Here is a 13064-nt window from a genome sequence, read left to right as displayed (position 1 = left end):
GCCTGGCGGTGGCCCGATGCACCGGCATCACCGTGTGGGGCATCCGCGACACCGACTCCTGGCGCTCCTACGGCACCCCACTGCTCTTCGACGGCTCGGGCAACAAGAAGCCCGCCTACACGGCGGTCCTCGACGCCCTGAACAGCGTCGGCGGGACCACCACCACGACGACGACCACCACCACGTCCAACGACCCGGTGCCCGGCGGCTGCACGGCCACGGCGTCGGTCAACGCGTGGAACGGCGGGTTCGTGGTCACCGTGAAGGTCACCGCCGGCGCGGCGGCGATCCGGGGCTGGACGGTGACGCTGGCCCTGCCGTCCGGCTCGACGGTGACCAACTCGTGGAACGCCACGCGCAACGGCAACCAGTGGTCCAACGTCGCCTACAACGGCAACCTGACCGCCGGGCAGGCCACCGAGTTCGGGTTCCAGGGCACCGGCAGCGCCGGCTCCCCCAGCCCGACCTGCACGGCCTCCTGACGCCGAGCGGGCCGGGATGCCCATCCCCCCTGGGCATCCCGGCCCGTCGCGCGCCGAGGCGGCGCGCGGTCTACCCCCGCAGGCGGACCGGCAGGGTGGCGTGGCCGTTGGAGATGAACGACGGCAGCGGCGCCAGGTCCGCCGGCGGCACCGCCAGCGCCAGGTCCGGGAAGCGCGCGAACAGCGCGGGCAGCGCGAGTTCCGCCTCCAGCCGGGCCAGCGGCGCGCCCAGGCAGTAGTGCGCCCCGAAGCCGAAGGACAGGTGGGTCTTGTCCGCCCGGCCCGGGTCGAACTCCGCCGCCGTCGGGCCGTGCTGCTCCGGGTCGCGGCCGGCGGCGGCGTACCCGGCGAGCACGGCGTCGCCGCGGGCGATGACCGTCCCGTCCACGGCGACGTCCTCCACCGCGTACCGCAGCGGCAGGTGGGCCACGGGCGCCTGCCACCGCAGCGTCTCCTCCACCACGTCCGCCCACGAGACGTCGCCCGTCTCCACCCGCCGCCGCTGCTCCGGGTGGGTCAGCAGCGCGGTGATGGCGTGGTCGAGGAGGTTGACCGTGGTCTCGTGGCCGGCGGCCAGGACCAGGATCAGGGTGTCCACCAGCTCCTGCTCGGTCAGCCGCGACCCGTCCTCGTCGCGGGCGGCGATCAGGCCGTCGGCCAGGTCGTCACCGGGATCGCGGCGCTTGGCCTCGACCAGGCCGTGCAGCAACGCGTAGAGCTGCTCCTGGTTGGCCACGGCGTCCTCCGGGGAGGCCGTCGTGTCGAAGATGACGTCCACCGCGCGCCGCAGCGCCGGGCGCAGGTCGTCGGGCACGCCGAACAGGCGGCAGACGACCTCGATCGGCAGCGGGTAGGCGAACGCCTCCCGCAGGTCAACCTCGTCGGGACCGGCGGCCAGCGCGTCGAGCAGGTCGGCGGTGATCCGCCGCACCCACGGCCGCAGGTCGTCCACGCGGCGCGGGGTGAAGGCCTTGGACACCAGCGCCCGCAGCCTGCGGTGCTCGTCGCCGTAGGCGGTGAACATGTTGCGCACCGACACCCACAGGTGCAGCGGCCAGTCGTCGGGGACCTCGCCGTCCCGCCAGGCCCGCCAGTGCCGGCGCGGGTCCTTGGACAGGCGGGGGTCGCCCAGCAGCCGCTTGAGGTCGGCCAGCCCGCCGACCGACCACGCCGTGACGCCGCCGGGCAGCCGCACGCGGGTGGCCCTGCCGCGGGACCGCAGCAACGCGGCCTCGGCGTGGATGTCGCGGCCGGTCGGGTCGAGGGTGAACTCCATCGGATCTCCAGGCTGGCTCGACGGCTGGACACCCATAGTCACCACATCGCGACGCTGCGTACAAGGGTGCTAATCGGTGACGGGCACGATCCGGGCCGACACCAGCTCCCCCGCCGCGACGTCGAGCAGGCCGATCGTGCCGTGCGGCTGCCGGCGGCGGTCGGTGGGCGAGCCGGGGTTGAAGACGCGCACGCCGTCGCCGGTCTCGTCCAGCGGGATGTGCGAGTGCCCGAACACGACCAGCCGGGCGCGCGGGAACCGGCGCGCCATCCGGGCCGTGCGGCCCTTGGCCTGGCCGCTGTCGTGGATCATCGCGACCGGCAGGCCGTCGAGGTCGAACTCGACGGTCTCGGGCGCGCCCCAGGCGACGACGTCGGGCCCGTCGTTGTTGCCGCACACCGCGACCACGGGCGCGAAGGCCGCCAGCTCGTCCAGCACCGACGGCACGCACACGTCACCGGCGTGCAGGACCAGGTCGGCGTCGCGCAGGTGTTCCGCGACCCGCGGCGGGCAGGACTTCCAGCGGCGGGGCGCGTGGGTGTCGGACAGGACCACGACTCTCATACCGGTGTTGATACCCCGACCACGGGATGATCGCGCGTCATACCGCCGGGTGACGACCGCGCAGGCGCACGCTCAACATGATCGACCCCGCCGGCACTTCGACCGAGGGGATGACATGAGACGACAGACCGCAGTGGCGGTCGTACTGGGGCTGGCCGCCGCCGCGGCACCGGTCACAGCGGCACCGGTCGCAGCAGCACCGGCCGTGGCCGAGCCCGGGGGTGCGCAGGCGGGGATCGAGTGGCACGCGTGTGGCGAGCAGGGGGCCGAGTGCGGGTCCGTGCGCGTGCCGTTGGACTGGGCGCGACCGGGCGAGCGGATCACCCTCGCCGTGTCGCGCGTGCGGGCCGCCGACCCGGCGCGGCGGATCGGGGTGCTGTTCATCAACCCCGGCGGACCCGGCGGGCCGGCCGTGCCGATGGTGCGCGACTACGCGCGCGAGGTGTTCCCCGCCGACCTGCGGGACCGGTTCGACATCGTCGGCGTGGACCCGCGCGGCGTCGGGGAGAGCCGGCCCGCGATCACCTGTCCCACGCCGCCGTTCGACCCGGCCGTGACGCAGTTCCCGACCACGCCCGAGCAGTACCACCGGCTCGTGGCGCACAACCGGCGCGTGGCCGAGGACTGCCGCCGCGCCACCGGCCCGCTGATCGACCACGTGGACACCGTCAGCGCCGCCCGGGACTTCGAGGCGGTGCGCAAGGCGTTGGGGGAACGGCAGGTCAGCTGGCTGGGCCTGTCCTACGGCACCCTGCTGGGCACGACCTACGCCCGCCTGCACCCCGACCGGGTGCGCGCGGCGGTGTTCGACGGGGCGGTGGACCACAGCGTCGGCTCCCGCCGCATGGCCGCCGACGAGGCGCGCGTGACCGAGGAGGTGTTCACGCGTTTCGCGAAGTGGTGCGCCGAGGACTCGACGTGCGCCCTGCACGGCCGGGACGTCATCACGCACTACGAGAACCTGCTCGCCCGCGCGCCGTTGCCGGCGACGGGCGTTCCGAACGGCATTCCGGCGGAACAGCTGGGTTATGGCGTCTACTCGGCGCTGTACTCGCCCGCCAACTGGTCCCGCCTGGCGGAGTTGTTGCGGGACGCGGAGACCGACGCCGCGCCGTTCGCCGCCGCGTCCACCGATCCGGCGTACCGCGTGATCGCGTGCCACGACTTCCCCAGCGATGTCCGGGGTTTCGCCGACCTGGCGGCGCGGCAGCGTGAGATCCGCCGGTTGGCGCCGGTGACCCGCGGCCATGTCGAGGGTTGGGACGTGCAGGCGGGATGTGCCGGGTGGCCGGTGCCGGCGGCGAACCCGTGGCGGCGCGAGGCCGTGCGGGGCGCGGCGAACGTCCTGGTGGTCAGCGGTGAGCACGACCCGGCCACGCCGATGGCGTGGGGTCGCGGCCTGGCCCGCCAGATCGCCGGGTCACGACTGCTGACCTGGTCCGGCGTCGGCCACACCGCGTACTTCAACGACCGGGACGTGCTGGCGCGGGAGGTGGCGCACCTGGTGTCCGACAGTCCACAGTAGACCTAACGGCTCCGGTGCTCCCCGTGGAGCTCCGGGGCCGCCACCCACCGGGCGCGCCCGCTCGCGCGCACCGCGAACGGCAACGCCACCTCGGCGACCGGCCGCCCCTCCGGCTCCTCAGCGTCCAGCACCACCAGCCGATCACCGGCGAGGACGATCAACCACCCGTCACCCTCGTCACTCCCGCGCGGCACGAACACCGGCTGCGAGGGCTCCACCGGCAGCCGCCCGACCGCCCGCTCGCCCAACGCCAGGTCGTGCCGCACCACCGACCGCCCCACCGCGCCGAAGACGAACCGGTGCCGCACGCCGACGAACCGCGGGTCCACCTCCCCGACGTCCAGCGCCGGCAGCGACGTGGTCCGCACGACCCCGGTGCCCAGGTCGATCGTGCACCGACGCAGGACCCCGGGCGCCCACACGGCGTCGACGACGACCCGCCCCAACTCGGTGTAGGCGTTGACGACCTGCCGGACCTCGCCCACCCCGGCCTCGAACCAGCACGGCTCACCGCCGCTGAGCAACCCGATCCGCACCGGCCGGTCGTCGGCGTGCACATGGGGATCACGCACCCCCACCAGCGCCGCCGCCCGGCTGTAATACGGCCCGGACTCGACAACGACCACGAGCCGCCCGGCCACCGCGACGGCGGGCACACCGTCCGCGGCGAACGGCTCGACCCCCACCACACCGCCGTCCGCGCCCAGCACGACGTGCTCGGCGTACCCCAGCCCGGGGTGCGACACCACCGCGTGCCACCGCTGCCCGTCGAACACCGGCCGCGCCACCGAGGGGTGCGCGCCCACCAACCCCACCGGTGCGGGCCCGCGGAACCACCGCGCCGCGCCCCCGCCGAGCCGGATGCCGCACACCCCGCGCGCGGCGGTCTGGACGAAGGCGCCGTCCAGCTCGGCGGGCAGCTCACCCCGCACGTCCAGTCCCAGTTCGGCTTCCCGCGTCGGCGCGGCCATCGCCCCCACCTCCCGGATTCCATAACAGTGTTCTAGTTACGATTTATAGCGGCGTTATGGAATGCTGTCAAGGGGTGGCCACCAGGGCGCGAGGCCCCCGCGGGGCGCCTGCCCGAAGCGCCGCGGACTGCGCATCTTCGGAGAAAGACAGGCCGCCCGGCGCGACGGATGCTGGTGTCCGCTCGCCGACCTCGTCCACGGCACCCATCCCCCTGCAAGGAGATCCCATGACGCGCAGCGGCACCAACCGGCTCGACCACAGAGGTTCCGGACCGGTGGCGACCTCGACCCTGGTCAACGGTCACTTCCCGCGCCGGCGCGGGTTGATCATCCTGCTCAGCGCGCTGGGCGGGTTCCTGCTCACCGTGGTGTGGTCGGCGCACTTCGTGGACTCGGTGATCGGCGACAGCGTCGCCAACACGATCCTGGGCCACGACGCGAAGGGCGAACCGATCACCGGCGTCCTCGCGGGCGTCGCGTTCGCCTTCGCCACCGGCGTCGCGGGCACCTTCACCGCGTGCAACATCGCCGCGTTCGGCGCGGTCGCGCCGTTGCTCGGGTCCACCGGCAGCCGGTGGTCGCGGGTGAAGGCCTCGCTCAAACCGTTGGGGTGGCTGGCGGTCGGCATGATCAGCGTGTCCGCCCTCTACGGCGCGCTGGTCGGTTTCTTCGGCACGAGGATGCCGCAGTTCTCCACCGCCCAGACCGTCGCCGGCACGCTCAACGGCCGCAGCATCCAGTCCCTGGTCGTGTTCGGCGTGATCGGCCTGGTCATGGTCTACCTGGGCCTGGCGTCGCTGGGCGTGGTGAAGGACCCGTTCCGCAAGATCTCCCAACGGCGGCCCAACGCGCCCATGGTGTTCATGGGCGTGCTCATCGGCGGGTTCCTCATCGGCCGGCCGTTCGGCTTGTTCCGCAAGATGTTCCGGGACGCGGCCGAGAGCGGCAACCCGCTCTACGGCGCAGCCGCGTTCACCCTCCAGTCGGTGGGCAACATCGTCGTCATGGCGCTGCTGTTCCTCGCCCTGGCGCACTTCACCGGCGGCCGGTTGCAGCGCTGGCTGACCGAGAACCCCACCCGCGCCACGGTGATCACGGCCGCCGCGCTGATCGTGGCCGGCGTCTTCACGTTCCTGTACTGGGACATCCGGCTGCTGGCCCGCCGGGAGATCATCCCGTGGTACCCGACCGCGCCGTGGGCCTGACGAGGAGGACACCGTGAACCTGCGCGCCCTGCGCCGCCGGGTCCTGACACCGGACCTGGCCGAGACCCTCATGGCGACCCGCGGCTTCCGGGTCAAGGACGAGGCCGGCAAGGAACTGCTGGAGACCATCGGTCGGATGTTCGTCACCGGGTACGCGCACGCCGCCGAGGCCCGCCACCCGCGCGACGCCGAGGAACACCTGGAACGCCTGCCGACCCGGTTCAAGGGGTTCGCCTACGAGGGCGCCGCGATGGCCTTCGCGGTGCTCGACGGACTGCCCTTCGGCCATTCCCGGCACTTCGAGCAGTTCCTCGCGGGCCGCGCCGCCGACCACGTCTACATGGCGTACGTCGGCCTCGGTTGGGCGATGGCCCGGCTGCCGCGGTTCCGGTGGCCGAAGAGCGCGGCGACCGACCCGCTGCTGCGCTGGCTGGTGCTCGACGGTTACGGCTTCCACCAGGCCTACTTCAAGACCGACAAGTACGTGCGCGGCCAGCACGTCGACCGGGACTTCCCCTGGCCGGCCGAAGGGCCGCGCGGGTACGCCAACCGCGCGCTGGACCAGGGCATCGGCCGCGCGCTGTGGTTCGTCGGCGGCACCGACCCCGCGCACGTCGCCGACCTGGTCGACGGGTTCGCCGAGCACCGCCGCGAGGACCTGTACGCCGGCGCGGGGCTGGCCGCGACCTACGCGGGCGGCGTGACCGAGGCCGAGCTGGAGCTGTTCCGGCGGCGGGCCGGGCGGCACGCCGGAATCCTCGCGCAGGCCGCCGCGTTCGCCGCCGAAACCCGGCTCAGGGCCGGACTCGTGGTGCCGCACACGGGTTTGGCGACCCGGGTTTTCTGCGGCGCCACGCCGGAAGAGGCGGTCCGGGTGGTCCGGGAGTGCCGGCCCGCGTCGCCGATCACCGATCACCCCGAACCCGCGTACGAGGTCTGGCGGCAACGCGTCGCCCGGGAATTCGCGCAACGGCAGGGAACCGGTTCCTGAAGGATGTCGAAAGGGCCGCTCCCGATCGGGGGCGGCCCTTCGCCACAGGCGTCAGCAGGCGGCGTCCACACCCAGCGCGATCGTGCGCATGTTCAGCAGCGCCCCCAGGATCGGCGGGTCCTCGACGGGGAAGGGCCGCAGGACGAGGTCGGCGTGGGTGACCGGCACGCCGGGCCGGACGGTGATCGGACCGTAGGACGCCACCGACAGCCCCAGCTCGCCGGCGAACGGGCCGTCACCCAGGACGGACTCCCGACCCCGCGCCACCGAGTGCGCGAGCAGGTGCCACCGCCCCGGCGGCACGGTGGTCAGCGTGTAGGTCCCCGGCCGGTGCAGCACGGAGCACCGGGTCGGCGAGCCGTGCGGGCCGTCGGGGAACAGCCCCACGAAGACCAGCCCCGGCGCGCAGGCCGGGAGCGCGGAGACCTCGCCGTGCACCGACGCCGGGCGCGCGTCCACGTCGCGCCGGGGCATCGGGATGTGCGGGGTGCAGCCGCCCAGCTGCCGGTAGGTGCTCGGCGAGACGCCGACGCTGCTGCGGAAGCGGGAGCTGAACGTGCCGACGCTCGTGTAGCCGACGCGGTGGCTGATGTCGGTCACGGTCAGCGTGGTGGAGACCAGGAGGCGTTTCGCCTCCTGTAGTCGGATACCGGCCAGGAACCGGCCCGGGGACACCCCGGTGACCCGTTGGAACGCCCGCGAGAAGTGGAACTTGCTGTAATTCGCGGCCCGAGCCATGTCGTCTATGGTGAACTGTTCGCCGATGTTCTCGTGCATGAAGTCTATGACCCGACCGACGGCGCGTTCGATGACTTCTCCCACGACCAAGGCCTCCATTCGCGCAAATGCTGGCAGAGGTGACTCGGAAAAACTGCGCGACAGGACACCCGGACGGCGGCGGACGCACGGTGGTCGCCCTTGACCACCGTGCGGTATTAGTGCAGCCCTTAAGGCCCCCAGTAGCACACTGGAGCGGAAAGTTACCAGCGCATGACAGCCTGCGCAAGGTGCGCGAACGCGACTCCGTCAAACATTTCAAGATCAACCGGTCAACGCCGGATGAAAGTTCCCGGGGAGTGGTTCGACAACTTCGGACGGCCGTATTTGTAGCGCTTGACGAAGTATGTTCCGACGATTGTCAATCACCCCGGAGGAGGAGCCCCCGCAATTCGCCCGATTTGGACACCGGAGCCACCAAAAAGGTGCAACAAGCTGTTCGGAGCAGCCCCGGCTGTGCCCACCGGACCAGCGCACGCCTGCGATCACCCTAGTGCGCCCGCCGTGCCGACCGGGCGGCCGCGCCCGGACCGCTCCAGGCGAATCTTTCCACGGGGAACGATCGCCGACGTAATAGTCGTCGGGTGGAAGAAACACCCGTGCGCGTCATCGGCGCGTCAGGCCGCGGCGGATCGGGGCGCCGGGAACAACCCGAGGAAGCGGTTCGCCCGCTCGCGGTCGCCGGACACGGACAACCCGCCGTCCGCACTCGCCTCCGCCGGGCTGAGGTTGCCGAGCATGACCGCGTTGAGGGTCGCGGGCGCGGCGGTGAGCACGGCGTCGGCGCGTTCCGGTTCCCCGCGCGAAACGGTGATGGCGTCGGGGGACAACGCCACGGTGAACGAGTACTCGCCCATCCGCAGCACGACCCGCCCGGTGAACCCGTCGGTGCGCGCCGGGTCGAACCGGGTCTTCAGCGACAGCGCCAGGGAGTCCGCGCTGATCGGGGCGTCGTCGCGCAGCGACGGCGACTGGCAGCCCCACCGGCCCAGCGCGACGATCACGGGCTCCAGCTCGTGGCCCCACGCGGTCAGCTCGTACACCCACGCGGCGGCCGGCGGCGGGAGCTTGCGCCGCCGCACCACGCCGGCGCCGTCGAGTTCGCGCAGCCGCTGGGACAGCACGTTGGGGCTCGCGCCCGGCAGGCCGGCGCGCAGGTCGGTGAACCGCTTCGGACCGAGCAGCAACTCGCGGACGATCAGCAACGCCCAGCGCTCGCCCACGAGGTCGAGGGCATGAGCCGCCGCACACCCGTCGTCGTACTTGCGCTTGGTGGACATGACCCGAGATTACCAGCGACGGTCCTTCACGAAGAGACCGCAGTTGTTTTCTAGGACCACTTAGTTGTAGATTCCACCACTGGCAGCCGCACCCGGTTCGTCGGCCTTCCCCCCTCCGCCGAACCGCCCGCTGCCCGACGGTCGACCGCTCCCGGGGCGGTCGACCGTCACGAACCGAGCCGTCCGCCGTCGGCCCACCGCTCCCCGCGCCGGGGGCCGTTGCGCCGACGGCGGCGTCCACTGCGGCAGGTGGTCCACCGGCCGCACTACATTCGCCCGAGCACGCCTTCTTCCGGCTTGCTCTCTCCGCCGATGAGCGTTTGCCCAGCTCACGCGCGTAGGTAGCGTTCTGCTGCCGGGAAGTTCTCCACCGTGGACCGGTAGTCGCCGGGAGGATCTGTGGCCAACACCCACGTCCATTCGCACGCGGCGGGCGGCGAGACGGGCACGCTCAACGCCCGACACCACAAGCTCGCGCTCTACGCGTTCCTGTTCGTCGTCCTAGCGCACTGGGCCGAGCACCTCGCCCAGGCGTTCCAGATCTACGCCATGGGTTGGGCGGTGCCGAAGGCCAAGGGCGTCCTCGGCCTGTGGTTCCCGTGGCTGATCACGTCCGAGGTGCTGCACTACGCGTTCGCGCTGGTGATGCTCGTGTCGTTGTTCGCGCTGCGCAAGGGTTTCGTCGGCCGGGCGCGGACGTGGTGGAGCATCGCCCTGGTGCTGCAGTTCTGGCACCACGTCGAGCACCTGCTGCTGATCATGCAGTCCTCCACGGGCGTCAACCTGCTGGGCCGCCCGGTGCCGACGAGCATCGTGCAGCTGCTGGTGCCGCGCGTGGAGCTGCACCTGTTCTACAACTTCATCGTGTTCGTGCCGATGGTGGTCGCGATGGTGCTCCACATGCGACCCAACCTGGAGGAACGCGCGCAGATGCGGTGCACCTGCGCCGTGCCGGCGATGGCCTGACCGGTGCACGGCCACGGCGGCGGGGCGGTCGGGCTGCCCCTGGGCTTCACCCTGTTGCGGCTCGTCCTCCTCATCGCCGTGACGCTCGCGGCGGGCTGGGCGCTGACCCGCCCGTTCACCCGGACCGGCCTGCGGACCAGGCGGGTGGTCACCGCGGCGGCGGCGGCCGGCGGGGTCGCCTCCCTGCTGGTCGCCGACGCGCGGTGGCTGCCCGCCCCGGCCGCGGCGGGGGTGCTGCTGTGCCTGTGCACACCACCCCTGCTGCGCGACCGGTTCCCGGGCGTGGCCAGGTGCGTCGTCGCGCTGGTGGTCCTGGGGACGGCCGCCGCCGCCGTGTGGTTCACCGGTCCCCCGCTGGCCGGCGCGCACGTGGTGCTGATGGCGGGGTTCGCCGGTGTCGCCTGGGTCGCGCTGTGCCCGCCCACGCTGATGGTCCGGCTCGTGGGCATCGGCCTGGGCGTGGCGCTGCTGGTGAGCCTCGCGCAGATCACGGTCGCCGGTCACCTGGTGACCCCGCCGGCGGGCCGCCCGGTGCTCAGCCGGGTCCCGGTCGGCGCCACCCCGGTGGACGTGCTGGTCGTCCCGCACCGACCGGGCTGGAACCTGGTCCACACCGCCGGACCGCTGAAGGTGGGCAACGCCCCCAACGCCTTGGTGGACGCGGAAGAACGCCCCGGCGCGAGCGGCCGGTGGGCCCTGGTGTGGCTGGGCGAGGTCCGGGCTTCCCTGTGGCTGGAACGGGATGGCGTCCGGGCCACCATGCCGGTCTCGCCGGGCAAGGAACCGTGGGACGGCCCGGACGTGCGCGGCCCGGAAGCCCCGGAGCACGCGAGCGCGGTCCTGGCCTCCCTGCTGACCGGCAGGCCCGCCGACCAACCCTGGCCCGCCCTCACCGAAGCCGACGCCACCGCTCTGCGCGCCACCGTGGCCGAGATCCCGGGCCCGATCGCCCTCGCCGGCGACTCCTCGGACCGGTCGGCCAAGGCGGCGGAGGTCGTCCGGGCCGAGGCCGCCCGCCTGGGCAAACCCGTCCGGGACACCGCCGCCGACGTGGTCCTGCTCGGCGGGCGACCGGGACCGGGCCGCGTGCACCCGGCCCCGTGGCTGCGTCCACCGGACCTGAGCGGCCCGGAGGCCCAGCGCTACGCCCGCGCCCTGGAGGCCGCCTTCCCGGGCGAGTCCCCCACGACGGCGGGCCTGGCCGCGTGGACCGCCGGCCGCTCGCGGTGACTCAGGTGCGGAACAACGCCTCCGCGTCCAACTTCCCCCACCCGTAACGCGGGTTCCACACCGGACCCGTCGTGGCGTCCCGGCGCGCCGTGATGCGCAGCCGCTGCTGCACCTCCTCGGGCGTCAACCTCGGTTCCCGCTGCAACATCAGCGCCACGATCCCCGCGACGAACGGCGTGGCCATGCTGGTGCCCTGGATCGTCACGTACTTCCCGGACGGGTGCAGCCGCCCGGCCAGGCGCGGGTTGGCGGCCATCTCCGAGCCCGCCGACAGGGCCGCCGTCACGACCTGGCCCGGGGCGACGACGTCCGGTTTCCGCACGCCGATCCGCGTCGGTCCCTGGCTGGAGAACGACGACACCGCGTCCACGGTCAGGCCCGGCAGGGTCGAGTCGCCCTGCGGCCCCTCGAACCTGTTGCGGGAGATGAGCGAACCGACCGCGATGGCGCGTTCCTCGGTGGCGGGCATGCCGATCGAGTAGCCCTCCACGGGCGCGCCCGGGAACATCAACCGGCCGCCGTCCACCGACCCGGCCCACGCGTGGACCTCGCCGTGCACCACGGACAGCGGCGTGACGCGAATGGTCCACCGGTCGTCCACCGTGCCGTTGATCATCAGGAAGGTGAGGTTCTGCTCGCGGTTGACCGGGTTCTCCACGAAGTCCGCGACGAAGATCCCGTCCGGTGTGGACGTTTCGCCGTTGTTGGGCTCGAACCGCGTGCCGCTCGGGCTCTCCACGAACACGTCCACCCGGTCGCCGCGCGGGATCCACACGTCGCAGAACACCAGCCCGGTATCGGGGACCCGCACGGTGAACGTCAGATCCTCGCCGACCGCCAACCGGCCGTCGGCGTGCACGCCGTCGTCGCCTTCGTTGCCGGCCGCGACGACCACGATCCGGCCGGGGCCGGTGGCGCGGGCGATCTCGTTCTCGATCGCGGACGTGCCGTCGTGCGCGCCGAAGTGGCCGCCCAGGCTCAGGCTCACCACCGCGGGCCGGTCGCCCGCCAGGTCGAAGGCCTGGCGGATGCCCTCGATGATGTGGACGTCGAGCAGCGGCTCGGCCCGCACGCCCATCAGCGACGCCTCCGGGGCCACCCCGCGGTACCGGCGGTCCGCCGTGCCGCGCCCGTTGCCCGCCGCGATGGACGCGCAGTGCGTGCCGTGGCCGCCGGGGTCACCGGTCGGGATGGCGGGGCCGCCGTTCAACGCCTTGTCGATCGCGCCGGCATCGAACACGTCGAACCTCGACTCCTCCGTGCCCTCGGGCACGTGGGCGTGGACGAACCGCTCCAGGCGGGTGGTGCCGTCGTCGTGGCGGAAGTCCGGGTGCGCCCAATCGACACCCGTGTCCACCACGGCCAGCAGCACGCCCGCGCCGGTCAGGTCGCCCTGCGCCGCCTGCACCGCGTCCACACCGGTCACCGGGCCGCGCGCCCGGTCCATGCGGGTGAACATCTCCTTGGGCGCTTCGGCGCGCAGCAGCCACGGCTGACCGTCCAGTTCGGACAACGCCGAGACCGGCACCCCCGCCAGCACCACCACCTGGCCGGACGAGCCGGGGTCCGGCGGCGTGGACACCACCCGGCCGCCCGCGGCCTCGATCCACTCCTCGGCCGTCGCCAACTCCGCCGACCGCACGAGCAGCTTCACCGTCGTCCGGCGCGGCGCCGTCTCCCGGCCCAGGGCGCGCGCCCCCAGGCTCTCCTCCACCGGCAGGTCCGACCCCGCGAACGCCGCCGCGCCGCGCAACCGCGCGTCCAGAACCGTGTCCCGTCTGGGCTCCATCGCCCCGC

General features: G+C 73.0%; 12 protein-coding genes. 6 read left to right on the top strand and 6 right to left on the bottom strand.

The window, feature by feature from the left end; genetic code table 11:
• Positions 1-482 (top strand): cellulose binding domain-containing protein (locus ABD126_RS32610; protein WP_343938290.1); only part of this gene is annotated, 482 nt, incomplete at its 5' end.
• Between the two features lie 70 nt (positions 483-552).
• On the opposite strand, the gene ABD126_RS32605 is transcribed toward ABD126_RS32610, so the two are convergent.
• Entirely contained in the window at positions 553-1758 is a 1206-nt protein-coding gene (locus ABD126_RS32605; RefSeq protein ID WP_343938288.1) for a cytochrome P450 family protein, read from the bottom strand.
• A 69-nt stretch (positions 1759-1827) separates the two neighbouring features.
• Positions 1828-2322 (bottom strand): metallophosphoesterase family protein, encoded by a 495-nt coding sequence (locus ABD126_RS32600; protein WP_343938286.1) that lies wholly within the window; start codon positions 2320-2322, stop codon positions 1828-1830.
• A gap of 115 nt (positions 2323-2437) precedes the next feature.
• On the opposite strand from ABD126_RS32600, the gene ABD126_RS32595 reads away from it, so the two are divergent.
• Positions 2438-3847 (top strand): alpha/beta hydrolase, encoded by a 1410-nt coding sequence (locus ABD126_RS32595; RefSeq protein ID WP_343938284.1) that lies wholly within the window; start codon positions 2438-2440, stop codon positions 3845-3847.
• 2 nt (positions 3848-3849) lie between these two features.
• Here ABD126_RS32595 and ABD126_RS32590 read toward each other — a convergent pair whose 3' ends face one another.
• Positions 3850-4818: a carotenoid oxygenase family protein gene (locus tag ABD126_RS32590; RefSeq protein ID WP_343938282.1), complete on the bottom strand. Its 969-nt coding sequence runs from the start codon at positions 4816-4818 to the stop codon at positions 3850-3852.
• Positions 4819-5045: 227 nt separating this feature from the next.
• Between ABD126_RS32590 and ABD126_RS32585 the strand changes: the two genes are divergently transcribed.
• Positions 5046-6023 (top strand): hypothetical protein, encoded by a 978-nt coding sequence (locus ABD126_RS32585; RefSeq protein WP_343938280.1) that lies wholly within the window; start codon positions 5046-5048, stop codon positions 6021-6023.
• A gap of 13 nt (positions 6024-6036) precedes the next feature.
• Positions 6037-7014, top strand: a complete 978-nt coding sequence (locus tag ABD126_RS32580) for a DUF1702 family protein (protein ID WP_343938278.1) — start codon at positions 6037-6039, stop codon at positions 7012-7014.
• 51 nt (positions 7015-7065) lie between these two features.
• Here the strand turns inward: ABD126_RS32580 and ABD126_RS32575 are convergent, their stop codons facing one another.
• Complete coding sequence (locus ABD126_RS32575; protein WP_343938276.1) at positions 7066-7836, bottom strand: helix-turn-helix transcriptional regulator; 771 nt, start codon at positions 7834-7836, stop codon at positions 7066-7068.
• 572 nt (positions 7837-8408) lie between these two features.
• Positions 8409-9071, bottom strand: coding sequence for a winged helix-turn-helix transcriptional regulator (locus tag ABD126_RS32570; RefSeq protein ID WP_343938274.1), 663 nt, complete (start codon positions 9069-9071; stop codon positions 8409-8411).
• A 399-nt stretch (positions 9072-9470) separates the two neighbouring features.
• On the opposite strand from ABD126_RS32570, the gene ABD126_RS32565 reads away from it, so the two are divergent.
• Both ABD126_RS32565 and ABD126_RS32560 read left to right on the top strand, forming a co-directional pair.
• Positions 9471-10037, top strand: coding sequence for a hypothetical protein (locus tag ABD126_RS32565; RefSeq protein WP_343938272.1), 567 nt, complete (start codon positions 9471-9473; stop codon positions 10035-10037).
• Between the two features lie 3 nt (positions 10038-10040).
• The gene (locus tag ABD126_RS32560; RefSeq protein ID WP_343938270.1) at positions 10041-11267 is read left to right on the top strand and encodes a DUF6239 family natural product biosynthesis protein; all 1227 of its coding nucleotides are present in this window, start codon (positions 10041-10043) and stop codon (positions 11265-11267) included.
• Between the two features lies 1 nt (position 11268).
• On the opposite strand, the gene ABD126_RS32555 is transcribed toward ABD126_RS32560, so the two are convergent.
• A complete protein-coding gene (locus ABD126_RS32555) occupies positions 11269-13056 on the bottom strand; it encodes a S8 family serine peptidase (protein ID WP_343938268.1) in 1788 nt (595 codons plus the stop codon).
• Between the last annotated feature and the right edge of the window lie 8 nt (positions 13057-13064).

Origin of the sequence: Saccharothrix mutabilis subsp. mutabilis (assembly GCF_039521145.1) — a bacterium.
Classification (GTDB): domain Bacteria; phylum Actinomycetota; class Actinomycetes; order Mycobacteriales; family Pseudonocardiaceae; genus Actinosynnema; species Actinosynnema mutabilis.
This window is presented reverse-complemented; position numbering and strand designations above follow the sequence as displayed.

Excerpts from the sequence above, each read along its gene's own strand:
- ABD126_RS32605 (WP_343938288.1), bottom strand. The coding sequence starts at position 1,758 with ATGGAGTTCACCCTCGACCCGACCGGCCGCGACATCCACGCCGAGGCC.
- ABD126_RS32600 (WP_343938286.1), bottom strand. The coding sequence starts at position 2,322 with ATGAGAGTCGTGGTCCTGTCCGACACCCACGCGCCCCGCCGCTGGAAG.
- ABD126_RS32595 (WP_343938284.1), top strand. The coding sequence starts at position 2,438 with ATGAGACGACAGACCGCAGTGGCGGTCGTACTGGGGCTGGCCGCCGCC.
- ABD126_RS32590 (WP_343938282.1), bottom strand. The coding sequence starts at position 4,818 with ATGGCCGCGCCGACGCGGGAAGCCGAACTGGGACTGGACGTGCGGGGT.
- ABD126_RS32585 (WP_343938280.1), top strand. The coding sequence starts at position 5,046 with ATGACGCGCAGCGGCACCAACCGGCTCGACCACAGAGGTTCCGGACCG.
- ABD126_RS32570 (WP_343938274.1), bottom strand. The coding sequence starts at position 9,071 with ATGTCCACCAAGCGCAAGTACGACGACGGGTGTGCGGCGGCTCATGCC.
- ABD126_RS32555 (WP_343938268.1), bottom strand. The coding sequence starts at position 13,056 with ATGGAGCCCAGACGGGACACGGTTCTGGACGCGCGGTTGCGCGGCGCG.